This is a genomic window from Atopobium sp. oral taxon 416, from assembly GCF_018128285.1.
GTDB lineage: Bacteria > Actinomycetota > Coriobacteriia > Coriobacteriales > Atopobiaceae > Olsenella_L.
Genome location: NZ_CP072380.1, coordinates 2,357,514 through 2,383,485 on the forward strand (window position 1 = coordinate 2,357,514; position 25,972 = coordinate 2,383,485).

Here is a 25,972-nt window from a genome sequence, read left to right on the forward strand (position 1 = left end):
AGGCAGGGACATACGGCTATCCGGGGAAGGTTAGCCAGCAGCCCCTTTCAGGGCCATCTACAAGGTTAGGGAATCCGCAGACACTTCATTGTCGAAACCCCAAAGCTCGGAGAGGCCCCCAGGGGGCTGTCTCTCACTGTAATGGTACAGACAGAATCTTGGAAAATTCTGTCCGCACCCCCCATAAGGAAGCTCAACGATGCACGGATAACACAGCATAGGAGCACAAAAAAGAGCCCCGAAGGGCTCTCGAGACTGCAAGTGCCACCTACGCGGTGCCCCGGAAGGAGCTTTTTTGGCTAAAGCCGTATTTTGACTCGCAGTTACGTTCTGACTGGTAATCAGGACGAATTGATAGTAGCATACAACCCAATACAAGCCAATGAGATAAAATGAGAAATTTGGCAAATGGTCGGAGGAACGACTATGAGATTACGCGATGCTGAGAACTACCTTATAGGCTTGGATATGGGCACCGGCTCAGTTGGCTGGGCAGTTACCGATACAGAAGGCAATCTGATGCACTTTAACGGGCAGCCGACCTGGGGAAGCCGTATCTTTCCCACGGCAAGCACCGCTGCCGAAGCCCGCTCACATCGAGGACAGCGCCGCCGTTATGAACGCCGTCGTCAGCGTATAGTTCTGTTGCAAGGTTTCTTTAAGGACGAAATGGATAAAGTCGATCCAGACTTTTTCCTTAGGCTCAACCAGTCAATGTTGTTGTTAGAAGACCGCGATGATCGCATCTCATCGGATGTGTATGCCCTCTTCAACGACCCTGGCTTCACTGATAAAGAATACTACGATAGGTATCCGACCATATACCACTTGCGTAAACGCCTGATAGAAGACCCAAGCAAGGCTGATATCCGCCTTGTATATTTGGCGCTACATAACATCGTTAAGCACCGCGGCAATTTCTTACATCAGGACAACAAGAAGCTCTCCGCCAGCAACTCTGGTATGGTGGGCTCGGTCGAAGAGTTCTTGAACGCCTTTGTGGATTGGTGTGACAACAAGGATATCAGTACATCCCTGAGCGGGGACGCCGACGCTCTCGATGAGACCGCTCAAAAGATCACGGCAATTCTGGAAGATCCTCATATCAGCAGAGGCGACAAATACAAACAATTCTCTGATCTGCTCAATACGGAAAAGGCATACAAAAAGAGCATCGCTGATCAACTCGGCAAGGCAGCCATCGGTTATAAGGTGGACTTCAAGAAGTTTTTTAGCATTGAAGGAGAAACTGACTATAGCTTTATGCTTTCTGAGGATGAGAAAGTCGAAGAGTTCATGCCGGCGTGCCCTGATGACGGACAGTATCTGTTTGAAATGCTTCAAAAGGTATACTCCGCATATATCCTGAGCGGCATTTTGGAAGGTGCCAAAGAAGGAGAAACCATCTCCTTTATCAAAGCGCGTGACTTTGATACCTACGGCAAGCAACTTAAGACCCTGAAGCGTCTGGTAGGAACGCATGTGCCTGATGCGTATGACAGCTTCTTCCGTGGCAAGACAATCTCAGACGATAAAGGAAATAGCAACCATTCGTACCAAAAGAGAGGTTCCGCAGGGTATACACTATATGACCTAGACCATGGCTCAGGTTCGTATGACAGATTCAAAAAAGACGTCGTCGACCTCTTCGAGGGTGAAAACTCGAAGGCTGACCCTGCCGTTTTGTCTGACCCCGACTATCTGCAGATGAAAGAGGGCTTTGAGCACGAACGTTTTTTGCGTCGCCAAAAGACAAGCGATAATGGAGCAATCCCCTACCAGTTTCATCTCGAAGAGTTACGCAAGATCTGCGAGAATCAAGGGAAATACTATCCGTTCTTGCTCACAGAGGAAGATAAACTGACTTCGTTGGTAGAGTTCCGTATCCCCTACTACGTGGGGCCACTCACCACCAAGAACGCCGCCAAAGATGCGCAGGGGAAGAACCGCTTTGCCTGGTCTGCCCGTCAAGAAGGAAAAGAAAATCAAAAGATATATCCCTGGAACTGGCAAGAGGTTATTGATAAATCCAAGAGTGCAGAGAGGTTCATCGGACGTATGACCGGTGAATGCTCGTATCTGTTGGGAGAGCCTGTCTTGCCACGCAATTCTCTTCTGTATGAGGAATTTTGTGTGCGCAACGAGCTGAACGGCATTACCTATAGCGTTGATGGGGACGATTGGCGCCATCTAACGGTACGAGACTCACAGAAGATTTTTAACGAGCTCTTCTGCCATAGGCGCTCAGTTTCCTACAAGGCAATATCTGATTGGTTCAAGCGGAACGGTCTGCCTCACGTACATGTGCGCGGTGGACAGGGCGAGACAGGCTTAGAGTCAAAGCTCTCCGCCTATAGATTCTTTACAGAGAAGGTCTTTGGCACCTCCGATCTCCGTCCTGAGAATTATCCCATGCTAGAGGAAGTAATCCTGTGGAGCACGATCTTTGAAGATCGCGATATTCTGCGTGATAAACTCAAAGAGAAGTATGGGCAGGAGAACAGAGGCCCCTTCAATGCCAAACAGATAAAGACGATCTGCAAACACCGCTTCAGCGGTTGGGGCCGGCTTTCAAGAAAGTTGTTGACCGGGTTTAAAGCCGATACCGATCAGGGCAAAAAGTCCATTATGGATATTTTGCGCGATGGTAACCCCAACAGTGACGAGCGCTACCAGACCATGGTGTTCATGCAGATCCTCCACGATGATCGCTTGGGCTTCCAAAAGATGGTTGATAGCTACAACCTTGCAAAGATGCAGGGCATGCCCCACAACTCAATTGACAACCTTCAGGGATCCCCTGCAAATAGACGCGCTATCAATCAAGCGCTACGCATTATCGATGAGATCGTACGAATCGCAAAACATGAGCCTACCTGCATTTACCTGGAGAATACTAGAGACGATGGGCCCAAAAAGCGTACCATCAACCGCTATAGACAGCTAAAAGCCGCGCTTGAGGATCTCAGGGAACAAGGCAAAGAACAGGGCGTAGATGAGACACTCAATAAGCTTAAGCGATATGAAAAAGTAAACATGGATGAACGACTCATGCTCTATTTCTTGCAGAATGGCAAGTCACTGTATTCGGGAACAAAGCTTGAAATCAAACAGTTATCTGAATATCAAGTAGACCATATAATCCCTCAAACTGCTATAAAGGATGACAGCCTGGACAATAAGGCACTAGTCCTCGCTTCAGAGAACCAAAGCAAATCCGATAGCATGTTGCTTGACAAGAGCATTCGGTGCCGCATGTGCTCAACGTGGACAGCGCTGCATGATGCCAAGTTACTAAGCGATAAGAAATACAACAACCTTATGCGCAGCAGGTTCTCCGACAATCAGCTGGGTGGCTTTGTCGCGCGCCAACTGGTCGAGACCAGCCAAATTGTCAAAATGACAAGCATGCTCTTGGAGGAACGCTATCCTGACACAAAGATATATGGCATAAAGGCGCGTATATCCCATGAGCTGCGAAAGATTTATAACCTGCCCAAGCACCGCGAGGTTAACAACTACCACCATGCCCAGGATGCTCTCTTAGCGCTTACCGTAGGCCGTTTTATAAGCTCCCGGTATCCGGATATCTTTGAACATCCAGTTTACTATGCTCATGTCGTGCGCTTGGCACTCAAGCAAGAAGCCCAATCAGTAAATAGCAAAAGAAATGTTCCTGGGTCCGTTAGCTTTATCGTAAGCAGCTTCCAAAAACCTAGTATTGACGACGAGACCGGCGAAGTCTTACGTGATGGTGGGGTATGGCAGCCAAACGCCGAGATGAAGAAGGTATCTTGGGCTTTTGACCTTAAGCAGTGTCACATTACCCATATGCCCGAGATCACCTCTGGTGCCTTCTGGGATGCGACAATATATTCACCAAAAACAGCAAAGAAGAAGCCCACTCTGCCGATAAAACAAGGGTTGGACCCTACTAAGTACGGAGGCTTTTCTAGCGAGTATTATGCCTATTTCTTTACATTTAGCTGCGAAGACAACAAAGGACGATCAGTAATCCGCTTTGGGAATGTACCAGTGAGCATTGCGTCAGAGATAGACTCAGAAAATCATGATCTCTCATCGTTGATTACCTATGCAAGAGGATTAGCAGCTAAGGAAAACCTAAAATTTTTGCATATCATCCGACCACGCATATATAAATATCAACTGATAGAAGTAGCAGGTAACCGCTTTTATGTGACAGGGAAAAAGGAAGTTAGAAACGCTACCGAAGTAGCTCTTTCATTGAGAGACGCACGTCTCTACGATTCTATTCAACATGAGGATAACGAAAACGACGATTCAGAAGCCTATAGGACGTTGCTTCATTCAATAGAAAATAGCCTTCTGCAACGCTCTCCGAGATTAGCTGGATTGCTCGACCTGGGTAAATGGGATGGCAAGTTCAACGAGCTAGGCCCTTCTGAAAAGTTAAGCATTCTTTCCGGGATCATGAGCGAAGCGTCCGCGCAATCTAATTCTACAGATCTGAGGCCTGTGGGAAAGGGACCGTATACTGCTTGTATAAAATTCAATTTCTCGAAGGAAATGTCTGACTCCTCATTCCGCTTTGTAGACCAATCCGTAACAGGCATGTTTGAAACGAAGGCAAAAATTGAGCTTTAGAACAGTCTTCATAGAGAGCCCCTGTAAGCTTTCCTATAAAAGTGGCTATATGGTTGTACGCAAAGAAAATGATACTGCCAAAATTCATCTGTCAGAGGTATCCACAGTCATTCTTCAGACCGAACAGGTCTATGCCAGCGCGTACCTCTTTTCAGAGCTTGCAAAACGCAAGATCGCACTCGTGGTATCTGACGAGCAGCACAACCCTATCGGAGAGTACCTGCCGCTCTATGGCGCATACAACGTCAATGCAAAGATCCAGCTCCAGTTGGCGTGGGGTGAGCCTATAAAGAAACGCGTTTGGCAACGTGTGGTAAAGGAAAAGATCACTCATCAGGCTTCTGTACTTGAGAAGTATGAGCATGACGAAAAAGCCCATATCCTAAAGGCCATGGCAGCTGAAGTACGATCTGGGGATACCACTAATCGCGAGGCCGCAGCTGCCCGCATATATTTTGCAACTTTATTTGGCGATGACTTTTCTCGTGACGACGATTGTCTGATCAATGACGCCCTCAATTATGGATATGCCGTACTTCTATCAATGGTCAACCAAGAAATCGTTTCCCGTGGATTCCTTACCCAATGCGGTATCTGCCATCGAGGAGAGACAAACCAGTTTAACTTTGCCTGTGACTTGATGGAACCATTTAGACCGCTGATCGATGCCCTCGTTATAGAGAATCTCGCTGGAGACTTTGACAAGTATATACGGCGTACACTCGCGGATGTCGCCAACGTTATTGTCCAGTACCGTGACGGTAATTATAAGGTGGGATCCGTAGTCTCACTGTACGTTCAGGACTGTCTGAATGCGTTGAATAAGAAGATCCCTGTAGACAATATTGAGAAGTTTGAATTGCTGTGAATAGGAAGACAAGGGTTCGGTATATGAGACTCGTGCTGTTCTTTGATTTGCCGGTTGAAACCCCAAGTGAGCAAAAGACTTACCGACAGTTTAGAAAGAAGCTCATCGAAGAGGGATACCTGATGCTTCAAAAATCAGTCTATTCCAAGCTGGTGATCAATGAGAACGCCGCCTCAGCCGCAATCGACCGACTCCGTAAGATACGGCCCGAAAAAGGGCTCGTACAGGTCCTTAAAGTTACGGAAAAACAATATGTCTCTATGATTTATGTCACGGGCGATGAAGTAGAACATGATGAGATAGACACCACCGATGAGCTGTTGATCATATGAACATCGTCATCAACGGAATGGACCAGCCCGTAGAAATCAAAGCAGGAAAGCCAACAGCACTGCGTATCTATAACCAAGCGCTCTATGCCCGAATATGCCGCTCTTTCGAAAGTGGCTTAGGCACCGAAGCGCTTGAGCCATATTCTATTTGGGATGGAGAAACGGAAGTGTCTCCACGCGACGGAACAATTGTTATTGGAGATCCTCTTGATTTGCCTTGGGATCACCGGCTTCTGGCTCAGCATCTGGCTGAACGATTTATCGCATGTCTACAGGAAGACGAAGAGACAAGGCAAACAATTGATTCTCAAAGCCAGGAGATCATGAAAGCTATTGAGAGAATAGCTTTCAGTTTTAATAGCGAGTATTCATTTACCAAAGATTGGGACCTCACAAAATTTATAAAACTCTTTGGTCTGGAGCCTGAACAAGACCCCGGCGAACCTTACATTGATAGCTGTATCCGCTTTACGGAATATATCGCTGATATGGGGTTTAAAGGGGTTATTATTTTCATGAATCTCGGACTTTTTTTGACAAAATCCGAGCTCAAAACGTTCCTTGACACCATAATTTTTCTTAATTTGAATGTGCTGCTACTTGAAGGAGCTAGTTATATTCCACCAAAGGGATTTGGTGGAAATATAGCCATTGACGAGGACTTTGTTGAGGATATTAAGAATGAAACCAGTCAGAATGGCGTCCCTTTGCAGGAGGGAATTTGCACCAACGGTTTTGGTGCAGTGACGTTCTGACTGGTAATGACACAGTACTTGCCATCCGTAGAGCCGTTGTTGTGTTTTGGTGCAGTGACGTTCTGACTGGTAATGACACGAACAATTCGCTAAATTTGGGCGGGACATCGTTTTGGTGCAGTGACGTTCTGACTGGTAATGACACCGTAGCGCTGGCCACGATGCAAGCTTGTTAGTTTTGGTGCAGTGACGTTCTGACTGGTAATGACACTCATAGATTAAGGAAAAAAATGGATGTTAGGTTTTGGTGCAGTGACGTTCTGACTGGTAATGACACATGAGCGGGATTGGTCCACCTGTTAGCGTGTTTTGGTGCAGTGACGTTCTGACTGGTAATGACACCACGCGATACTGGCACCAGCTCATCGCATTGTTTTGGTGCAGTGACGTTCTGACTGGTAATGACACCGCTCAACTTTTGGAAACCATCAAGTGAGAGTTTTGGTGCAGTGACGTTCTGACTGGTAATGACACTGTTCTGACTGCTTGACCTCAGAATCTTTTGTTTTGGTGCAGTGACGTTCTGACTGGTAATGACACAACCGACTCCGCCTGTGGCGGCAAATAACGGTTTTGGTGCAGTGACGTTCTGACTGGTAATGACACACTAAGTCCGCACTCAAGCAGACGAACGAGTTTTGGTGCAGTGACGTTCTGACTGGTAATGACACGTAAATGCATACCACAGAGTTTTGTCGTATGTTTTGGTGCAGTGACGTTCTGACTGGTAATGACACGGATATCGTAGATTTACCACAGAGAAAATAGTTTTGGTGCAGTGACGTTCTGACTGGTAATGACACCAAAACTCGAAGAAGTCCAAAAATATTGTGTTTTGGTGCAGTGACGTTCTGACTGGTAATGACACAATGGTGAGACATTTGATGACGCGCGCAGAGTTTTGGTGCAGTGACGTTCTGACTGGTAATGACACCAAAACTCGAAGAAGTCCAAAAATATTGTGTTTTGGTGCAGTGACGTTCTGACTGGTAATGACACAATGGTGAGACATTTGATGACGCGCGCAGAGTTTTGGTGCAGTGACGTTCTGACTGGTAATGACACTATTAAGGTTACCTGCCTCTATAAGTTCCTGTTTTGGTGCAGTGACGTTCTGACTGGTAATGACACTACCGCGACGCAACAGATGCTTGAGTCGGTGTTTTGGTGCAGTGACGTTCTGACTGGTAATGACACAAGCACCATGTGTATAGGCCGTGCTGTCATGTTTTGGTGCAGTGACGTTCTGACTGGTAATGACACTCTCTTTCCTCTAAATATCTTTCACTACAGGTTTTGGTGCAGTGACGTTCTGACTGGTAATGACACCACTAAGTCCGCTCTCGATCAGACAAATAAGTTTTGGTGCAGTGACGTTCTGACTGGTAATGACACTTCCACCATCTGCAGCTAGCGTTTCGCCCTGTTTTGGTGCAGTGACGTTCTGACTGGTAATGACACCACGGCCTGGTCGTTACTAGCCTTGTAGCTGTTTTGGTGCAGTGACGTTCTGACTGGTAATGACACGCCTGATAATAGTCTAGGAAGTGCTGGGCGGTTTTGGTGCAGTGACGTTCTGACTGGTAATGACACAGCACTTACGCCTGGCAGCTTAAGCGTGAGTTTTGGTGCAGTGACGTTCTGACTGGTAATGACACTGTATAGACTAGATCTAAGTACTGTCTAAGTTTTGGTGCAGTGACGTTCTGACTGGTAATGACACAGAATTTACCTCTTTGGCACCAATTGTTAGGTTTTGGTGCAGTGACGTTCTGACTGGTAATGACACGACTTAAACAAGCACGACTTAACGCTATGAGTTTTGGTGCAGTGACGTTCTGACTGGTAATGACACCTATATTTTTTGTTTCTGCCGCAACTACCAGTTTTGGTGCAGTGACGTTCTGACTGGTAATGACACAACCATGTCGAATCATACTGCTCTAATTCGGTTTTGGTGCAGTGACGTTCTGACTGGTAATGACACAATGAGCGGAATTGGTCCACCTGCTAGTGTGTTTTGGTGCAGTGACGTTCTGACTGGTAATGACACTAAACAAACCCGCGAGATGCAAGCATAAAAGTTTTGGTGCAGTGACGTTCTGACTGGTAATGACACTAACCCGCTTGAGGACGAGGTCTCTTATGCGTTTTGGTGCAGTGACGTTCTGACTGGTAATGACACTGAAAATGGCAATGTGGCATCAAAGGATTAGTTTTGGTGCAGTGACGTTCTGACTGGTAATGACACACTTGCAGTCGGCGTCCCTGATGGTAAAGAGTTTTGGTGCAGTGACGTTCTGACTGGTAATGACACCTGTGAAAGGAAATGCAATATGGGGAGATGGTTTTGGTGCAGTGACGTTCTGACTGGTAATGACACAAAACTTGAGAACGAGGGCTATAACATGGTGTTTTGGTGCAGTGACGTTCTGACTGGTAATGACACAAGTCGTTGACAAAAATGGGAATCCATTTGTTTTGGTGCAGTGACGTTCTGACTGGTAATGACACACGAATATTTTGCAAATGTTACAGGTTATGTTTTGGTGCAGTGACGTTCTGACTGGTAATGACACACGAATATTTTGCAAATGTTACAGGTTATGTTTTGGTGCAGTGACGTTCTGACTGGTAATGACACACAAGTCGATTACTCCATCGGCAATCTGGTGTTTTGGTGCAGTGACGTTCTGACTGGTAATGACACTCAGACAGGAGCCCCTTGGCCTTCAGGCTAGTTTTGGTGCAGTGACGTTCTGACTGGTAATGACACACGAATATTTTGCAAATGTTACAGGTTATGTTTTGGTGCAGTGACGTTCTGACTGGTAATGACACTATGCGGTGCGTCAAAAAAACTGGTTCAGTCCTAATTCCTGTGGGCACCCCCATCACGACACAGCTCCGGAAGGCTCCGAGTAGCGCCTGCTGGTATCGAATATCTTGAGGAAGAAGTACTCGTCGTTAGGGTATCCCTAGCCTGCCCTCCTGAGCGTCTTGATCATCTGGTTCGTGCCTTCTTGCCTGAGGTGATCCGGTGCCTGGCGTGCGCCACGATGCCGTCCATGTGCGACTCCACGAGCCTGGCGAACCTTAGCGAAGTGCCTGTCTTTCGTTCCCCGGCAGACCTCCACTATCTGCTCCGTCGCATCGCGCATGCGCTTCTGCTGCCTGTAAGCCGTAGGCCCTGGAGAGCATCTCACCCGCGATGTCGCAGGCAGCCAGCAGCTCGTTTTGGGCTATGAGGTCCTTGTACCTCTGGCGGCTTCCGCCCTTCTGGGTAGCCTCCTGCTTTCCGAAGAGGGCGCTTCCCCTTAAGACGACCTTGCCGGCACGTACATCCCGCTCCTTCCTCTTGCTGGTGTCCGCACAGGACATGAGGATGTATGTGGAATGCTTGAGGGCACGCGCCGCATCGGCATCGCCTTCGTCCTTAAGCCTTGCCTGCTTATCCTTTATGACCTTACAGATCACCTTCTCGTTGAAGTTCTTCACGAGGTGGAAGTGGTCGTAGACGACATCCAGGCGCGGGTGCCTTTTCAGGAATGCCCGCTCGAAGTCGGCGTTCATGTCGCAGGCGATGGCCTCCACCTTCGACATCCATTCCTCCCCGACGAAGTCGCACAAGTCGTATACGACTTGCTTCTTCTTGAAGTATGCAAGCCACAGGACATGGCCCATCTTAAGGTCTATGATCACGGTGGCCCAGCGGCGGCAATTGTACAGCTTGAACTCGTCTGCGCCCAGGTAGCACGCCGGCTTGCGGAGCTTCCTCTCTTTGTCCCCATCCTCTTCCATGTAGAGCCCAGAGAGCCTCGCCTTGTCGATCTTTTTCACGACATTCCTGTTGAGCCCTGCCGTGAGCGATACCGCCTTGAGGGTCTGGCCCAAGGCGAGCAGGTCATACACGAATGTCAGGAGCGGCAGCGTGATGCGCTGGCCTGGCGCCCTGAACGGCACCTCTTCCGTGAGGGTGCCCCTGCACTCCCTGCATGCCCATCTTGGGCGGGATACCTCGATCCTTGCCCTCTCCATCCCGAGGGGCAGGTGCCGAAGCGCAATGGAGGCCTTCCCGTTTTTCTCCATCGTCCTTCCGCAGCAGGGGCAGCATGGAGCTTCCTTGGCAATCATCCTGCTTGGGACAGTGAGGATCTGCACTGCCCTTTGGCATCTCCTAGTGGATGTCCCGAACTCCTCTGTGCGTGCGCTCTCTTTCGGCGTGCCTGTCTGCATGAAGCCGTCCAGATGCGAGGAGATCTGGATGAAGCCGGGAGCGGCAGCCTCATCGGCATGGGAAACGGCGGGCAGCTGGGCTGCCGCGGATGCTACACTTGTCATCGCGCTCCATCCTTCTTCGGAGTCTACACGTCGCGATGCAAGATTCTAGAGGATGGCCGCTTTTCTGTCTCTGAGGGCGCTACGCCGCTGGCATCCGCCCACAGCTTTTAGGATTGAACCAGAAAAAGAGTTACATGTGATATTGAATCACTTGTAGCTTTCTTGTTCTACTTCGCTCCTTATTTCAGATCGTCTCCACAGTTTTGCAGTTTGAATAGCTAACGATTCCGTCGCGTGCCCAGGTAACTGGGCAATTTTTTATATCAAACTTCAAGTATTTTACTTGTTATGTACGGTAATTTACCCTACAATAAGGAAGCAATGTTGCCGCAGGCGGGAGGCGCTTTCACATGTTCCTCAAGAAGACGAAGAGGCCCAACGGCCGGATCACGCTGTCGGCCGTGCAGGGCTATCGCGACCCGAAGACCGGCAGGCCCAAGCAAAGGAGCGTCGAGACGTTCGGCTACGTCGACGAGCTCGAGAAGGAATTCAAGGACCCGCTCGCCCACTTCGCCGAGGTCGTGAAGGCCATGGACGAGGAGCGCCTCGCCGCCGAGGGGCCCCAGGCCATCACGATCCACCCGCTCCAGAAGGTGGACAAGCGCGCGGCCAACCGCAAGTGCGTCGGGGACGCGGTGCCTATGGCCTACTACGACGCCTTGGGCATAGAGGGCTCGATCCGCTCCAACATGCGCGGGCGCAAGGTGGCCTTCGACGTCAACTCCCTCCTGCGCCTTCTGGTCTCCGAGAGGCTGCTCTCGCCAGGGTCCAAGCATGCCGCCTGGCAACGCGCCGACAGGCACCTCCTCAAGGCCGACCTCGGCGAGGCGGACGTGTACCGGGGGCTGGGCGAGCTCTCCCGCATGAAGGGGGCGATCGTCTCCAAGATGAACGCCTCCATCGCCGCCGCGGGGATAAGGGACCTCTCCAACAGCTACTACGACTGCACGAACTACTTCTTCGAGAGCGACGGGGACGACTTGCGCCGCCGCGGCGCGGGCAAGGAGCACAGGCCGCTGCCGATCGTGCAGATGGGACTCATGCAGGACGGCAACGGGGTGCCGGTGGACTTCAACCTCTTCTTGGGGAACACCCACGACGACGCCACGCTGATCGACGCCCTCCCGGAGGCGAAGCGCGCCGCGGGCATGGGGCGCGTGGTCACGGTCGCCGACAAGGACATGAACTGCGCGCGCAACATAATAGCCACCGTGGCCCGAGGGGACGGGTTCGTGTTCTCGCAGTCGATACGCGGCGCCAAGTCGCGCCGCGAGCTCAGGGAGTGGGTCCTTTCCGACGGGGGCTACGACGTGCGGGGGGACGGCGAGTTCAAGATGAAGTCGCGCCAGGACGTGAAACTCGTCAAGGTCCCAAGGGAGGACTCGCACGACGGCAAGGCCCACGAGGTCGAGGTCCCGGTCCTCGTGGTGGCGTTTTGGTCGCGCAAGTACGCCGAGCGCGCCCGCCATGAGAGGGAAAAAGTGCTCCAGAAATCCGAGCAGCTTGTCAAATCCCCCGGCAAATACACCAAGGCCACCCACCTCGACGCCGCCAAGTACGTGCGCAACGTCGAGTTCGACGCCGACACGGGAGAGGTGATCGACAATCCCAAGAAGCCCGAGCTTGACCTGAAGGCGATAGACGAGGACGCGGCATGCGACGGCTACTACTGCATCGTCACCTCCGAGACCTCCTGGGAGCCCGCTCACGTCATCGACACCTACCGGGAGCTTTGGAGGATCGAGGAGTCGTTCAAGGTCACGAAGTCGCACCTGAGGGCGCGTCTTGTGTTCGTGTGGACGAGGGAGCACATCCACCCACTTCCTCACCTGCTACATAGCGCTTACCATCGAGCGCGTCATCGAGCACGCGCTCGGGCACAGGCACTCGGCGGGGGAAATCCTGGGCGCCCTCCGCGCGCAGGAATGCGTGCACGCGGAGGGCGAGTGGTGGCTCCTGAGCCACCGCACGGACCTCACCGACGAGCTCTTCTCCCTGATAGGGGAAGAGGCCCCGCGCAAGTGGATGACCATGTCCTCGCTCAAGGCCTTGTTCAGAAAGGGCAAGGAAGTTCGCTGGAAGCCCGCGTAACACTACAGAAAATATACAAGGAAAAAAAGGCTGTTTTACCAGTTCAGAATAGGTAAAACAGCCTTTTTAACTGCAAAAGTCAGGTTCTCTGTCTTTCTGGGCATCTGCCCACAGCTTTTAGGATTGAACCAGAAAAAGAGTTACATGTGATATTGAATCACTTGTAGCTTTCTTGTTCTACTTCGCTCCTTATTTCAGATCGTCTTTTGTGATTATCTCTTGTGGAATCAAAGCGCAATCTTCGAGGACCTCACGTACATAGTTGCTTTCCTTCTTGTTAAGTGCTGAGCACAACAAGGTGGGGTCAACCTCTTCAATGTTAATCTGTTTAGTCCGCTCGTTATCTTCCGGCTTAGGGAAACGCTCTATAGCCTTATCTACCATCAGTGTATAGGCCGACGCAAAGGGCTTCACCTTATACGAGTCGCCCAAGACGTCCTGGAGACGGGCCATAAGGTTGACGCCTGCTCGGTCAATATCGCCCCAATAAAGTAGATCAATCTTTTCGGCTCCAAGCGTATCAAGCAGCAACTGTAGTCGGTTGTGTTCCAATACCGGTGAGCCACCACCCAGAACAACTGCATGGATGTGTTCGCCCAAGATGGTCGTCTTACCTTCCTCGTACATCAGATCGCGCACGTCGAGGTAAGGATCCAGGTTTTCGGTCACGAGCACTCGCATGTGCTTGCGACGTCTCGGTGCATGATAGATTAGATCGGTCTTCGGAAGTGGCCTATGTTGGATTAGGTCTTCCATCCCTAATGCTCGAAGAAGGCGGAATCCGTCAGAATTGTATTCAAAGAATTTCTCGTCCCCATCAAGCTTATATGCTAACTGTCTGCGGCTGAGATGGCTTGGAATCTCCCCTGCTTTAAGAGTGGCATCAATCGCCATAATTTCCTTTTCAAATAAGGTGTAAGCCTTTGGATGGGCTAAGAGCCACCCATTCATCCAGAAGCGTTTATCGAGCTGGATAATCTTTTCGCGAATCTCATCTTCTGTCTCCCCACCACGACGAACGCGAGGAATTTTTCGCAAATCACGCGGTTCAGGCAGCGGCGGTAAATCCTGTTTTATTTCCGGTGATTTCTTCTCAGATACTTTAGGCGCCTTCTGAGCGTTTCTTGTCGTGATAATTCGTTGAGTAGCCCATTTGTGCTGCTGCGTATGAGAAGATTTAGTCTTAGTTTCATGCTCTTTTACAGATGCCTCTGATTTCTGGTGCTCAATCACGTGATGCACGCGTTTGGGGCCTTCATGCACCAGTGGAGTCTTCACCTTCTCTGCAGAAACTGCGAGAGTATTGTCTTTCATCTTTCCTTGCGCATTTTGAGGAGCATCAGACTTTTTATCTTTTTCCGATGCATCTGCAGCATTCTGTGTCGACTTCGAAGGATCTGCCTTGTCAGTTTTCTCAGTCTCAGGATGGGCTTCAATCTTCTTTTGAGGCTTCGCATCCTGAGAGATAGCTTTCTGTGGAATCTTTGGTTTGTCAGTCGTCTTCGACTTGCTATCCTTTGATTTCTTAGGATCTTTCTGAACATCCTCTGACATATCTTTCAGAGCATAAGAACTGTTTGATGTCTTTTTTAATGCGATGTTGATCACACATGATTTGAGCTCAGGTACATTGGCTTCATACTTATCAAGGATTTCTTCAAGCTCTTTCTTAGAGATCGTCTGTCCAGCGAGTCGAACTAGAGCGCTTGCAAGACCTGGTGCCGCACTGCGCTTCGCGGGTGGAAAATGCGATGTCAAGGCATCGCGTAGCCAAACGATGTGTTGTCGTTCCGCCTCGTTGAGCTTGTGTGCCATAGTATCCAATCCTTTCTGTTGCCTATACCAAAATAGGCTTTTACTGTTTCACCTGCATAAGTGCCTAAAGGTTCATTTGCGTTTCAGATAGTTTGTTATCTGTGTTTTCCGTCTCAGTGAAGTGGTCGAACCTGTGAGACAGGGAAAGCCTGATCCCTTCTGTGAATCCCTTCCTGTCCGAACAGCACCATTGTAGGGCTATGCAGCCTCGCAGACGATACTCCTGTACCATTTGTACCGGCGTGCCGCAGCTAAACCCATGGTGGATCCGCTCTTCGTTGTACCACGTAACAAGCTTCTCGATGGTTACCCTTAAGCTCTGCAGGTGTGCTGTACTCCTCCTGCCACAGGCATTTACCCTTGAGCGTCTTGAGCTATCTTTTCATGAGGGCGTTGTCCCTCCATTTGACCCTTTCTGTTCAGGCTCTGCTCTACAAGCGCTTCCCTTCCCAAAGTTCATGGTGGAAGAGCAACCCGTGCTTTGTGTGATGCCCTTCTAATTGTCAAGTCGGAATTTCGCCTTGAGGGTGGTAACGTAAATCCGTACCATTTCCATCGATAATCCTAAGCTGCCAGAGCCAAGCCCAAAGCCTTCCTGAACTCCATTGGGCTCACGCCTTTAAGCGAGCACTTGTGCCTTGTCGTGTTGTACCTGACGATATAGCAGATCGATGCACTCCTTTCAAACTCGTCTAAGGTAGTGCCGTCCCACTTGCGCTTGCAAAACATCTCTGTCTTGAACACTTCGAAGAAGGCCTTAACCCTTCTGGTTGTGGCAAGGGCAGCCCTTAGGTGGCATCGATGTGGTGATACCCGCCTCGGAAAAGATCTATATCCACTCTGCTCAGCAGCAGTGGTGCCTCCTGTCGCTGCTGGGTTGCGAGATGCTTTTCGCTTACCTTTGCTTATCGCGGCGATAGCAGCGCGCAGCACTAAGTTTGCTATCTGAGGCTAGGAGGCATTAAGACAGTTTAAAGATAAAGCTTAAAGTAGGGCTTGTCGGTGGGTATCTCAAACTGCAAGACGCTAGTGAGCCACACGGAAGTTGGACAGGCCCGCCCTGAAGTCTTGCTTCACAAAACTGTCAGGGTTGTCTGATATCTTGCCTGCACAGGAGGTGCAAGACTTGTTCTTCCTCGGCTTCTTACAGCTTAAGGCCACCTTGCCCTCCTCTTTTAAGGATGTGAGATATCCTGTGCTTGCCGACCACCATGTTGATCTTTAAGGTCGGCTACTATCTTATCGCGTATGTAGAGCCTGCTGTAGGGTCTTCTATTCGCATCGAATATACCTGCGACCAGCTTCCTGACATCTTTGTCCCTGTCGGCTACCAAGGTGCCAATCTGGCAAAAGTAGCTAGACTTCTTCAGACAGGCGGTGCGCCACAGGCTGGCAAAGGAGCCTCCTTCCTTTTCTGAGCGTGCCGATCCGCCAGGAGCTCGTCCAGCGCATCGAGCGAGGTGAGATAGGCGCGCTCTTCTTTCGTGAACTTCCCATCGATCATATACGAAACCCCGTTCTATCCATGACTCGCCGCCGAGCGGAATCGAACTATTTCACAATTCCGTTTTCGGTGTGTGGAATACGGGGTCCAGATCAGCAGGTGCAGGTAGCCTTCTCCACTCACGGCTTCAGGAAGGGCTCGCGCCAGATCACCGACAGCCTTGTTCCGAGCAGAAGGCCAGGATGAGGTGCAAGAAGGTGCAGAGCATCATGGGCAAGTTCAGCATCGTGTGGGGCAGGAAGTGCAGGAGGCCCTACCACCCGATCGGGCAGGACAGCAAGCCCCGGGTGGCGCCCAGTGCTGTGGACAGAAACTTCAGGAGCGAAGATCCCTTGAAGGTCGTCTCCACCGACAAACACCTACCTCCTATACAGGGACGAGAGCTCCCTTTACATGTCCGACATCCTTAACTGTAAGAGCGATCGTGCTTCTTGCCTACAAGTGCTTAACCTCGATGGAGGAGAAGCTGGTGTTCGATACATACCGATCAATTCAAAAGGTTCGAGCTTCCCGACGACATCTGGGCATACTCAAACCAGGGCATCCACTATACCGCAAGGGCCTACAGCGACAAGCTCAGGCAGCTTGGGGCCCGCCAGTCGATATCGAGGCGGACATGTTGCTGGGACAGTGCCTGCATCGAGAGCTTCTGGGAGCAGATGGGAGAAACAGCCCATCTCCTGACAGAGAAGATCATGGAAAGGGTCGACGAATACGTCAGCTACCACAACAATCTCGGGAGACAGGGACGCCTGGGCTGGCTGACCCCTTTAGAGTATGCAGGCAGACTTGCCGACTATCTGTGCGGAGTTCAGGGTCCACCTCACTGATACATAACAGAGTCATTGGAGTGATGGGCGTTATATGGATATGACACCACTCCAAGAAGTGTAAGAAACGCTCAATAATGCCTAACGGATAATGGATGGGCTATCTGAAAGTGCGCAAGACTATCAACAGCACTGGACCTCTCTCGATGCGCATGCCCTGAAGCGTACTGGTCTTGCCTACTGACAGGGCCTCGATTACGTGACCTACCCCGACTGGGAATACTTCGTGGACGCAAACCCTGTCATCCAGGCTGACCTTGCCGCCAATACGGAAGAGTGCACAGGGACTTCATCCGACCTGCATGTACATCTGCTCACGAAGGCAAGACAAAGAAGCATCGGCGAGGACGTCTACCATGGCGGCGACTATTTCATCTTCGGGAAAGAGAGCGCAGGCCTCTCGCGCGAACTCATCTCGACACATCCTTCCCTCGCCAAGCACATCCCCATGAAGACCGATGCAGCGCTTTCGAATGCCGACACGTGGGCACAAGAGCTTCAACGCACTCCATTCCGAGCTCGAGTGCGACGCATACGGCAACTTCGTCGATCCAAGGGCATCTGTCGTGACATCGCTGAACCTCTCGAACGCCTGCGCTATCGTACTCTTCAAAGCGCTGAGGGGCAGCGCGGCTATCCCGACCTCAGCTGACTGTGCGCCCCGGACAGCATTGGAGCGCACATCTTTTTCAGAGGAGCCTTCCGAAACGGGCGATATAGCGCCTGCGCTGAGCCAACACGCAGACGGCATAGCCTGCGACTATCCAGGGCAGGAGCGCCAGGAAGCTTCCCGGCAGTACGGCAAAGCCAAGCGCCTCGCCGACTACCCCTTCGGGAATCAGGAGAGCAAGGACCGCTGCGATGAGGCCCAGGACCGTGAGGCGGACATCTGCCCTCGACTCGATGAGCGGCTTTTTCTCCGTCCTCACGAGATGGACGAAGAGCACCTGTGTGAGCATGGACTCGGCAAACCACGCCGCCTGGAATGTCCCAGCAAAGAGTGCCTGGGCCGAGGCATTGCCAGAAAGCGCCTCCCAGCTCCCTCCTGCCGTGGCCGGGCAGATCCAGAAGTAGAGCGCCGCAAACGTCAGGATATCGAAGGCAGAGCTCACCGGGCCGAAGAGACGCATGAAGCCCGAGATCGAGCCTGGTTGCCACGCGATCGGACGCATGAGAGCATCGTCGTCCACCCGGTCCCACGGCACGGCTGTGCAGGCACAGTCATAGATGAAGTTCAGGAGCAGCAGCTGCACGGCTGTCATGGGCAGAAATGGCAGGCAGATGCTCGCCACGAGCACGGAGAAGATGTTGCCGAAGTTCGAGCTTGCTGTCATCTTCACGTACTTGTTCATGTTGACAGAAGTCCGCCGTCCGCTCACAATGCCCCCCTCGAGGACACCAAGGTCCTTCTTCGTGAGGATGATGTCCGCCGCTTCCTTCGACACATCGGCAGCCGTATCGACCGAGATGCCGCAGTCGCTGGCCCGCATGGCACCAGCATCGTTCACGCCGTCGCCCATGAAGCCGACGATATGGCCCCGGCGGCGGAGTGCCGAGACGACGCGCACCTTCTGATCGGGCGTGAGCTTCGCAAAGATCGTCGTACGTTCTGCCCTCTCTTCGAGCTCTTTGTCTGTCATCCCCGAGATCTCTGCCCCCTCAAGCACATGCTCGGCAGGGATACCGATCGTCTCGGCGACGGTCACGGCAACACCCGCCGCATCCCCCGTGAGCACCTTTGTCACTACGCCATGCTCGAAGAGCGCCTTCACAGCAGAGGCCGCACTCTTCTTGGGAGGATCCAGGAAGGCAAGATAGCCGACCAGCCTCATGCCAGCCTCGTCTTCCGGCGCAAATGCCCCCACATGTCCCGTGCAGTCCTTCACGGCGACAGCGAGCACGCGCATACCGCGCCGTTCGAGGTCGCTCACCTCACTTGCGATAAGGTCCCTGACATTATCCGTGAGGGGCCGCACCTCCCCTTCGAGCTCAGCCGCAGAGCAAGTTGCAAGCACCTCTTCGACAGCCCCTTTCGAGACCATGAGGAGTGTACCATCGCTCTTGCCGACAACGACGCTCACGCGCCTGCGCACGAAGTCGAAGGGGATCTCGTCTACATGCCGCCACTCGTTCGCGAGCCCGTCTGCATCAAAGGTACGCGGGGATCTCTTCGTCTCCTGAACGGCACGCTCGATGATGGCAGAGTCTATAAGGTTTCTGACGCCGGTCCCAAAGAAGCTGTTGAGGTAGGCATAGCCCAAAACTTTCGCATCCTCCTCGCCGGAAAGATCGAGATGGCGCTCGAGAATCACATGGTCCTCCGTGAGCGTTCCGGTCTTGTCCGTGCAGAGCACATCGAGAGCGCCCAAAGTCTGCACCGCATCGAGATGCTTCACGATCACTTCGTGCTCCGCAAGGTCGCGTGCCCCCTTCGCAAGGCAGGTCGTGACGATCATTGGCAGCATCTCGGGCGTTAGTCCCACTGCTACCGAAAGCGCAAACAGGAGCGCCTGGAGCCAGTTGCCCTTCGTGATGCCGGAGATTACGAAGACGAGAGGTGCCATCACGGCCATGAAGCGCAGAAGCAGGCTACTCGTCTGTGCGATGCCCTCGTCGTAGGCCGTCTTCCTACGTTCCCCATCGAGGTTTTCTGCCATGGAACCGATCAGCGTATGAGAGCCCGTCGCAAAGACGATGGCACGCCCTGTGCCGGAGACAACAGAGGAGCCCATAAAGACGATATCGGAAAGGTCAGTCACGGGAATATCGTCTGCCGCCTTGATGGGGCCAGCCATGCGCTCGACCGGCAGGCTCTCGCCCGTAAGCGAGGACATGCCGACAAAAAGATCTCTGGCAGAGATGAGGCAGGCATCTGCCGGTACGATATCTCCTGCCGTGAGGTGCACGATGTCTCCTGCGACGATCTCGGAAAGCGGGACCGAGACGGCACCCTCGTCTGCACGCTCGACTGTCGCCATCGTTTCTATGGAACTGGCAAGCGCCTCTGCCGCATCGCCGCTCTTGCCTTCCTGCACGAAACGCAGGATGCCGGAGACGAGTATCATAGCGATGATGATGAGAAGTGAGTACGGATTTCTATCTTCGGGCGCCGCAAACAGCACATCACTCATGAGGGTCACGACCGCAAGGATCGCAAGCACACCTGTGAACGGATCTGCGAATGACTTGATGAAACGCAGCCATGCCGGATCGCGGTGGCTCTTCCTGAGCTCGTTTGCGCCGTAGGCAGCACGGGCAAGCTCGACCTCCTCAGGCGTCAGGCCACCCGGATGCGTATTGAATTCCTTAAGAAGCTCCTCGGTACCAACAGACGCTATCGTTCTCGCGAAGCGCCCGTCATACCCCGACGCTCTCTTTGCCTGCTTCTGGAAGGGATGGAAGATCTTCTGTGCACAGAGCATGAATCCAGCCCCAATCCCGGGGACCCGCCGGAGGGGGCATGCCCCTCATGAGCCTCTCTCAGGCAAGATGCCTCAAAAAGGAGATGCCTCGCTCCCCGATACGCGAGCATCTGGCATGTATATCATTTCGTTTTCCGAAACATGTCGAAGAGCCATCGCTCATAAGGAAGCACCTCCCAAGGGTCAGGGCACACGGCCGGCCTGGAATGCACGCATCGGCTCACAGGACAGAAGGCATCTGTCCGATCCAAATGCATCCTCCTTATACCCTGAATCCAAATGCTAATTTCAAACTCGCCATGCAGATATCGTGCTTCATCCTGGCTCCCTACTATCTAAGTCTTTAAGTCGGGGGTGGCAACGGGAATCCGTACCTGTCTTCCCTAAGCCGCAAGCCCCAGGCTGCGCCTGTATTGTAGCGAGCTCATGCTCCCAAGCGACCTCTTCTGGCGCTTCTCGTTGTGCCAGACGATATGTCCGTCCATCTTTACCTCCAGCTCATTCAGCGTGGTATTCGTACAGTCCCTTCCATAGAATATCTCGTTCTTCATGGTCCCGAAGATGCCCTCCATGCGTAAGCTGTCCGGGCTGTAGCCCTTACGCGACTAGGAGCGTGTCATGCCCGCCTGTCTGCAGATGGCTCGCCACTTCTAGCCAGCGCTAGTGGCAGCTACAGTCCGAGTGGATCACCAGATGCCCGCGCTCTTGCTTGGTGGTGGTAAGCGCTGCTCTGGGCATGGAGTTGGCTATCTCGGCGCTCGGAGACCTTTAAGGGCCTCCAGCTCACGATCGCGCTGTCGAAGCAGTCGAGGATAGGGCTCAGGCAGAGCTTGCCGGCAGGTATCTCAAACTGCGTGACGCCCGAGAGCCACAAGGAAGTTGGGAAGGCCTGCCGTAAAGTCGCACCCCACGAGATTTCCGGGATGCGCCGATATCTCACCCTCCTACGAGCTGTAGCCGCACTTCTTCTTGGGCATCCTGCGGGGCACCAGGCCTTCCTCGCGCATGGTGCGCGCTACCGTGCGCTCCCTGATACGAGCTCGTCCTTCATGCGTCTTTTGCCATACACGCTATCATTGGTATCGAACACGGCACAGATGCTCTCACGCAGCTTGGCATCCGGATCTCCCATTGCAATGGCGCCGGCTTGGTAGTGGTAGCTCAGCCTTAGGCAGAAAGAGTACGAACAGAAGCTCAAAAGAGCTTCCACTTCGGACGCAGGCTATCGCTTAGCAGCGTCTTCTTCCTGTTCGTCAGCTCGTTCTTTCGAGACGGCGCCCTTCCCTTTTCCCAAAAGCTCGCCTGTGCCCTGCATGGTATCTGAGCCTGAGCTCCGGCGACTGTATCGGATTGGCTACACTTAGCTGGACGCTTTCATGAGGGACATAAGATACGAGAGAAAGGCATCCCCGATCCCCGCAATGGCAAACCCCCAAGCATCCAAGAAAGCTCAGCGAGAAGTTCAAGCGCCAGATGGTTAAGCTCTACGACAACGGCAAGTCGACGTCTTAAGATACTTGAGAGGTACGGGTTGCGTCGCTCGACTCTGCACCTCCGGGTGAAGGCGATCCATAAGAGCGGCTCTACCAGAGCCGCCGCAAGCAGGACCCCTGAAGAGCAAGGGCTCATCGAGCTTGCAAGGGGAAACAGACAGCGCTGATATACGCACTAAGGTAGCCGTGATAGAGGAAAGCTCCGATCACTACCTGATATCTGTGCAATGTTAAGATCCTAGGCGTGAAGAAGCTGCCCCACTGCTCGATTGCACTGCCGTAAGAAGGCCGCCCTCGAGTAGGATCTCTTGAACGGAAACGTAGTCGCTGCACAGACACGACAGCCACAGGCGCTGTGGCGCCAGGAAGGGCAAGCTCGCCTTCTGAGGGCGCAGACGCGATAACGTAGAGGGTACACGCCTATACGCCCCAACAAATCCAAGCTGACCTGCATCCTTAAGCGCGCCTTCGACGTTCACGTACCGCACACCCACCTTACAGGCGAGCTGACTTACGTGTACGTGCTTTGCATCTGGCACCTGAGTCTGTCTGCACCTTGAGCTGGACATCTGCCATATCGGCGATCACATGCCCGGCGCAAGGAAGCTTATGAAGTCAGCCTTTGTAAGCGTGACGTTTTTGCTCTTCGGCAAAGACAAGCTCCACATCAAGTGCGGCTTTAAGTTTGACAGTGCGGCGATAGGCGAGCTCTTCGAGATCATGCAATCGAGGTACAAGAAGGGCTCTCCCGTGACAGCGCTATCGTCGAGTCCACCAACACGATACAAAAAGCCGAGTTTGTCTACCACAAGAGCTTCGAGAGCCTCTATGAGCTGCAAGCTGAGCGCTTAGGTGTGGTGGTACAGCTACGAGCGGATGCACTTACAGCTAAGTTAGATGAGCCCGGTCAAGTTCAGGGAAGAGTCCCTCACGATTCCGTTCAAATAGATGTTGCCAATCCACTCGCCTGAGCTCCAGCAACCACATCTCGGCCTTTCGGACCTTAAGCTCCCCGATCGTGGCGCCCTCCATAGCGGCGCTCCTTCCACACTCCAGCTCCTGCTTCCATCTGTACAGCGAGGCACAACTCAATCCGACCGCTTCGGCTGCCTTCTTCCCGTACCTGACATAGAGCTCTTCAGCTCTCGTCCTCTCCCCGAGGGTATACATCTGTCCTTCAGACCAGTTGCTTGGTACGGATTTCCGTTATCACCCCCGTCTCTTATTGACAAAAATTTTCTTCTTTCTCATGTATAAAACTATTTGCGCCGGTTACATATATAAGAAATCGGAGGAGGTTCAGAGGGGCCTCCGGAACACTTGAAGGAGTGGTAACGATGGCAGGAATGGTTCCTTATAGTGACTATGAGAAGGTTCTCCGCAGGGCATGGCCGTTCGGCGCGATCGATGACTTCTTCGCACCTGTTCTCTCCGTGGATGCGTCTGACGCATTCCCGATGGACGTCGAAGATGCAGGCGATCACTACGCGGTAACGGCACATCTCCCGGGCGTCAAGAAAGACGAGGTCGATGTCGAGCTCAATGAGGGTAGGCTCTCCATCTCCGTGGATCACAAGGAGTCCGACGAGAACAGGGGTAAGAACTACTTGCAGAAGGAAACCTCGGAGTGGCAGGCAAGCCGCGGTGTGTATCTGAAGGATGCTACCAACGAGGGTATCACTGCGAAGCTCGTGGACGGCGTGCTCACCGTCACGGTCCCTAAGATTGCCGAGCAGAAGAACAACGCGACCAAGGTCGAGATCCAGTAATCTCGCGCATGATGATGCAAAGAGGGACAGCGTTCGTGCACGTTGTCCCTCTTTTTGTACTCTTCGACGTTTCTAGTGGGTAGTGCAGGCCAGCTGTCTCTGGGCCGAGAATTTGAGTTTCCCAGTCTGAGCAAGATCATCGTCTTGAAGTAGGCGATGCTCCTGAAGCCCCTAGGAGCACTTTCTGCTGACTGGACGAGGGAGTTAAGCCCTTCGAGAAGCGACTCGGTCGAGCCCCTCTTCCACTAGTTCAAGATCTCTTCCCACTCCTTCCTAAGGGTATCTGCTACCCTCTTCATCTTAGCCATGGCAAGTGCATCATCTACAAGCAGAGGCGGTCTGGGGCTGCAGCAGCCGATTCCCTGTCGGTGCACGAGTACACGTCGCACATCGCCTCTGCCATCTGGCAGGCACGCGCCTCCCTGAGATGTGTCTTCGCAGGATCGAGCTCCTCTCTTTGCAAGCCGGTACTCTGTGAGGCTCTCCCTCATATATTCTTTCTGCCACTTCTCGCACAGTGGCCGCGCTCTTTTCCTGTAGACGCGAATATGGGATAAAGTGCGTGCATGAGGCATCGCTGCGGTGACTCCCAGGAAGTTATGTCTTTGCCATGTCGCGTATGACCTCTAAGCCCTTCGTCTGGTCCCTGTGTGCTCCTTAAGCGCATCTCAAAGCCTTCACACCGCTCCCTTGTCCTTTGCCTTTCGTGATGGCGCGCTGGCGGTTGAGGTCAGCCATGATGCTGATACAGCTTTGGTCGCACCTTTTGGCGGTGTCGCCTGTACCCACACGCACGACTCTGGAATAGTCTGCTGCATCCCTCGCCTTCGATGTCGCCTTCCCAAGCAGTCTCCATATGCACGCGGGCTGTCTCGTGCAGAGGCTTATGGCCGCAACGCCCATACCGAAGAGGGCCATCCCTTATCAGCTGGGCCTCAAAGAGCGCCGTGATGCGTCTTCGGCCGGACCTTTCAGGGTATCCTTGCAGCATGCACGCTGTCCTTGGGGCCCTCAATACTGCGCCGTGCACGATGGTCTCGTATTGCCAGATGTTGAGATGCCACAAGGTCCTCTCGTGTCTGCCACAGGTGCTACAGCGCCTGTGGAAGGCAGGGCTCACCACTTGCCTGGCCCTGACGCGTGCCACCCTCACAGGGAGCACGTCCTGCGCTCATCTGCGCTTTTCGAACCAGACGTCTGTGACCTCCATTCGCCCCTAAGCCCACTGGGATCTCTTAAAGAGCCTTGCCAGCATACCTGCTCTAAGCATCCATATCGCGCCTTAGAGCCGAAGCCTCCCGTCGCCAAAAGCTTGGCTGTCCGGGCATCCCGCGCTCAAGGGATGCAGAAGTGCTGCCCACCATAAGTAGAGAAGAGCCTGTAAAAGTAGTACCAAGCGCCATCGATATATCTCCAGTCTGTTGCTATGGTATCCGAGCCTCCCAGGTAATACCAAATGGCATCCGTCTGCTGCCAGTCCGTCAGCATGGTGCCGCCATCCGCAAAGAGATACCAAGAGCCACCGATGAAGCGCCAGCCCGTTGTCATAGCGCCAGAACCATTTAGCCAATACTAGGTGCCGCCTTCCTGGAGTTACCCCCTCTGCATGACGCCAGGACCAGAAAGATAATACCAGGTTCCATCGACCTTGACCCAGCCAGTTTACATAGCTCCCGATTAGAAAAGATAAGGCCAAGCGCCACCATAAATCCAGCCGGTCTGTATGCGACCTTCGTTGTCAAAGAAATACCAGGAGTCTGAAATCTCCTGCCAGCCCGTAAGGGAATATCCTTCATTATCGAATAGATACGCATCATCGCCGATCTGCACAAGCTCATTCTTCAGCGGCTTGCTATCTGCCAAGACATAGGCACGCTTAGCTCCAGAACCGTTCCAGTGACCTTGGGGAATGTCTGCGGATGTGAGAGTCATTTGCAGTATTCGTCTCATCGGCTACCGCCGCTGCAGCACCGGATGCCGTAGCGGCCTTCTCTGCCGAAGAGACATCTGAGGGCACAGACGCACTTGCAGAAGGCATTTCTTCTTGGATCCCCTGCGTTACCTCTACTGCAGGGATAGCGTCTGTCCTTTCATTCTCTGCAGCCATACAGGTACGGGCAAGACAA

General features: G+C 52.6%; 18 protein-coding genes, 2 pseudogenes and 1 CRISPR repeat array. Of the genes and pseudogenes, 9 read left to right on the forward strand and 11 right to left on the reverse strand.

Annotated elements, in window-relative coordinates:
• The first annotated feature begins 426 nt into the window (after positions 1 to 426).
• The 4 genes and pseudogenes from cas9 to csn2 all read left to right on the forward strand — a co-directional run.
• On the forward strand, positions 427 to 4,626 hold the full coding sequence (cas9, locus tag J4859_RS12305; RefSeq protein WP_212330165.1) for a type II CRISPR RNA-guided endonuclease Cas9: 4,200 nt from the start codon (positions 427 to 429) through the stop codon (positions 4,624 to 4,626).
• Positions 4,616 to 5,494 carry a type II CRISPR-associated endonuclease Cas1 gene (gene cas1, locus J4859_RS12310; RefSeq protein ID WP_212335323.1) on the forward strand — a complete coding sequence of 293 codons (879 nt, stop codon included), beginning with the start codon at positions 4,616 to 4,618 and terminating at the stop codon, positions 5,492 to 5,494. The genes cas9 and cas1 overlap by 11 nt, the downstream gene beginning before the upstream one ends.
• 23 nt (positions 5,495 to 5,517) lie before the next feature.
• Positions 5,518 to 5,826 carry a CRISPR-associated endonuclease Cas2 gene (gene cas2 / locus J4859_RS12315; protein ID WP_249113645.1) on the forward strand — a complete coding sequence of 103 codons (309 nt, stop codon included), beginning with the start codon at positions 5,518 to 5,520 and terminating at the stop codon, positions 5,824 to 5,826.
• Positions 5,823 to 6,485 (forward strand): annotated as a pseudogene (gene csn2 / locus J4859_RS17890) (type II-A CRISPR-associated protein Csn2); the annotation flags it as partial. The gene cas2 and the pseudogene csn2, both read left to right, overlap by 4 nt.
• Before the next feature lie 73 nt (positions 6,486 to 6,558).
• Positions 6,559 to 9,422: a CRISPR direct-repeat array (repeat unit 36 nt; unit sequence GTTTTGGTGCAGTGACGTTCTGACTGGTAATGACAC).
• A 255-nt stretch (positions 9,423 to 9,677) separates the two neighbouring features.
• Here the strand turns inward: csn2 and J4859_RS12325 are convergent.
• Positions 9,678 to 10,922 (reverse strand): transposase, encoded by a 1,245-nt coding sequence (locus J4859_RS12325; RefSeq protein WP_212330168.1) that lies wholly within the window; start codon positions 10,920 to 10,922, stop codon positions 9,678 to 9,680.
• 350 nt (positions 10,923 to 11,272) lie between these two features.
• Between J4859_RS12325 and J4859_RS12330 the strand changes: the two genes are divergently transcribed.
• On the forward strand, positions 11,273 to 13,069 hold the full coding sequence (locus J4859_RS12330) for an IS1634 family transposase (RefSeq protein ID WP_212330170.1): 1,797 nt from the start codon (positions 11,273 to 11,275) through the stop codon (positions 13,067 to 13,069).
• A 133-nt stretch (positions 13,070 to 13,202) separates the two neighbouring features.
• On the opposite strand, the gene J4859_RS12335 is transcribed toward J4859_RS12330, so the two are convergent.
• Positions 13,203 to 14,828: a Wadjet anti-phage system protein JetD domain-containing protein gene (locus tag J4859_RS12335; protein WP_212330172.1), complete on the reverse strand. Its 1,626-nt coding sequence runs from the start codon at positions 14,826 to 14,828 to the stop codon at positions 13,203 to 13,205.
• Positions 14,829 to 15,392: 564 nt separating this feature from the next.
• Positions 15,393 to 15,572: an IS3 family transposase gene (locus J4859_RS12340; RefSeq protein ID WP_212330174.1), complete on the reverse strand. Its 180-nt coding sequence runs from the start codon at positions 15,570 to 15,572 to the stop codon at positions 15,393 to 15,395.
• 942 nt (positions 15,573 to 16,514) lie between these two features.
• Between J4859_RS12340 and J4859_RS12345 the strand changes: the two genes are divergently transcribed.
• Both J4859_RS12345 and J4859_RS12350 read left to right on the forward strand, forming a co-directional pair.
• Positions 16,515 to 16,742, forward strand: a complete 228-nt coding sequence (locus tag J4859_RS12345; RefSeq protein WP_212330176.1) for a hypothetical protein — start codon at positions 16,515 to 16,517, stop codon at positions 16,740 to 16,742.
• 619 nt (positions 16,743 to 17,361) lie between these two features.
• Positions 17,362 to 17,814 (forward strand): hypothetical protein, encoded by a 453-nt coding sequence (locus J4859_RS12350; protein ID WP_212330178.1) that lies wholly within the window; start codon positions 17,362 to 17,364, stop codon positions 17,812 to 17,814.
• Positions 17,815 to 17,851: 37 nt separating this feature from the next.
• Here J4859_RS12350 and mgtA read toward each other — a convergent pair whose 3' ends face one another.
• The 3 genes from mgtA to J4859_RS12365 form a co-directional block, all read right to left on the reverse strand.
• The gene (gene mgtA / locus J4859_RS12355; RefSeq protein ID WP_212330180.1) at positions 17,852 to 20,584 is read right to left on the reverse strand and encodes a magnesium-translocating P-type ATPase; all 2,733 of its coding nucleotides are present in this window, start codon (positions 20,582 to 20,584) and stop codon (positions 17,852 to 17,854) included.
• 383 nt (positions 20,585 to 20,967) lie between these two features.
• On the reverse strand, positions 20,968 to 21,156 hold the full coding sequence (locus tag J4859_RS12360) for an IS3 family transposase (RefSeq protein ID WP_256436744.1): 189 nt from the start codon (positions 21,154 to 21,156) through the stop codon (positions 20,968 to 20,970).
• Positions 21,157 to 21,254: 98 nt separating this feature from the next.
• The gene (locus tag J4859_RS12365; RefSeq protein WP_212328965.1) at positions 21,255 to 21,524 is read right to left on the reverse strand and encodes a hypothetical protein; all 270 of its coding nucleotides are present in this window, start codon (positions 21,522 to 21,524) and stop codon (positions 21,255 to 21,257) included.
• Between the two features lie 1,141 nt (positions 21,525 to 22,665).
• Between J4859_RS12365 and J4859_RS12370 the strand changes: the two genes are divergently transcribed.
• Positions 22,666 to 22,929: a hypothetical protein gene (locus J4859_RS12370; protein ID WP_212330184.1), complete on the forward strand. Its 264-nt coding sequence runs from the start codon at positions 22,666 to 22,668 to the stop codon at positions 22,927 to 22,929.
• 36 nt (positions 22,930 to 22,965) lie between these two features.
• Here the strand turns inward: J4859_RS12370 and J4859_RS12375 are convergent, their stop codons facing one another.
• Positions 22,966 to 23,247, reverse strand: coding sequence for a hypothetical protein (locus tag J4859_RS12375; RefSeq protein ID WP_212330187.1), 282 nt, complete (start codon positions 23,245 to 23,247; stop codon positions 22,966 to 22,968).
• A gap of 167 nt (positions 23,248 to 23,414) precedes the next feature.
• On the opposite strand from J4859_RS12375, the gene J4859_RS12380 reads away from it, so the two are divergent.
• Entirely contained in the window at positions 23,415 to 23,846 is a 432-nt protein-coding gene (locus tag J4859_RS12380; RefSeq protein ID WP_212330189.1) for an Hsp20/alpha crystallin family protein, read from the forward strand.
• 657 nt (positions 23,847 to 24,503) lie between these two features.
• Here J4859_RS12380 and J4859_RS12385 read toward each other — a convergent pair.
• The 4 genes and pseudogenes from J4859_RS12385 to J4859_RS12400 form a co-directional block, all read right to left on the reverse strand.
• Positions 24,504 to 24,641, reverse strand: a complete 138-nt coding sequence (locus tag J4859_RS12385; protein WP_212330191.1) for a hypothetical protein — start codon at positions 24,639 to 24,641, stop codon at positions 24,504 to 24,506.
• Positions 24,642 to 25,181: 540 nt separating this feature from the next.
• A complete protein-coding gene (locus J4859_RS12390; RefSeq protein WP_212335325.1) occupies positions 25,182 to 25,394 on the reverse strand; it encodes a hypothetical protein in 213 nt (70 codons plus the stop codon).
• Positions 25,395 to 25,439: 45 nt separating this feature from the next.
• Positions 25,440 to 25,508 (reverse strand): annotated as a pseudogene (locus tag J4859_RS17895) (hypothetical protein); the annotation flags it as partial.
• A 15-nt stretch (positions 25,509 to 25,523) separates the two neighbouring features.
• Entirely contained in the window at positions 25,524 to 25,778 is a 255-nt protein-coding gene (locus J4859_RS12400; protein ID WP_212330193.1) for a hypothetical protein, read from the reverse strand.
• Positions 25,779 to 25,972 lie beyond the last annotated feature (194 nt).

What these genes read in the sequence shown, in the direction of transcription:
- J4859_RS12390 (WP_212335325.1), bottom strand. Translation starts at nt 25,394, where the DNA reads ATGACAACGGGCTGGCGCTTCATCGGTGGCTCTTGGTATCTCTTTGCG.
- cas2 (WP_249113645.1), top strand. Translation starts at nt 5,518, where the DNA reads ATGAGACTCGTGCTGTTCTTTGATTTGCCGGTTGAAACCCCAAGTGAG.
- mgtA (WP_212330180.1), bottom strand. Translation starts at nt 20,584, where the DNA reads ATGCTCTGTGCACAGAAGATCTTCCATCCCTTCCAGAAGCAGGCAAAG.
- J4859_RS12330 (WP_212330170.1), top strand. Translation starts at nt 11,273, where the DNA reads ATGTTCCTCAAGAAGACGAAGAGGCCCAACGGCCGGATCACGCTGTCG.
- J4859_RS12325 (WP_212330168.1), bottom strand. Translation starts at nt 10,922, where the DNA reads ATGACAAGTGTAGCATCCGCGGCAGCCCAGCTGCCCGCCGTTTCCCAT.
- J4859_RS12380 (WP_212330189.1), top strand. Translation starts at nt 23,415, where the DNA reads ATGGCAGGAATGGTTCCTTATAGTGACTATGAGAAGGTTCTCCGCAGG.
- J4859_RS12375 (WP_212330187.1), bottom strand. Translation starts at nt 23,247, where the DNA reads ATGTATACCCTCGGGGAGAGGACGAGAGCTGAAGAGCTCTATGTCAGG.
- J4859_RS12400 (WP_212330193.1), bottom strand. Translation starts at nt 25,778, where the DNA reads ATGACTCTCACATCCGCAGACATTCCCCAAGGTCACTGGAACGGTTCT.
- J4859_RS12335 (WP_212330172.1), bottom strand. Translation starts at nt 14,828, where the DNA reads ATGGCACACAAGCTCAACGAGGCGGAACGACAACACATCGTTTGGCTA.
- cas9 (WP_212330165.1), top strand. Translation starts at nt 427, where the DNA reads ATGAGATTACGCGATGCTGAGAACTACCTTATAGGCTTGGATATGGGC.
- J4859_RS12370 (WP_212330184.1), top strand. Translation starts at nt 22,666, where the DNA reads ATGCCCGGCGCAAGGAAGCTTATGAAGTCAGCCTTTGTAAGCGTGACG.
- J4859_RS12360 (WP_256436744.1), bottom strand. Translation starts at nt 21,156, where the DNA reads ATGGAGGGCATCTTCGGGACCATGAAGAACGAGATATTCTATGGAAGG.
- J4859_RS12345 (WP_212330176.1), top strand. Translation starts at nt 16,515, where the DNA reads ATGAGGTGCAAGAAGGTGCAGAGCATCATGGGCAAGTTCAGCATCGTG.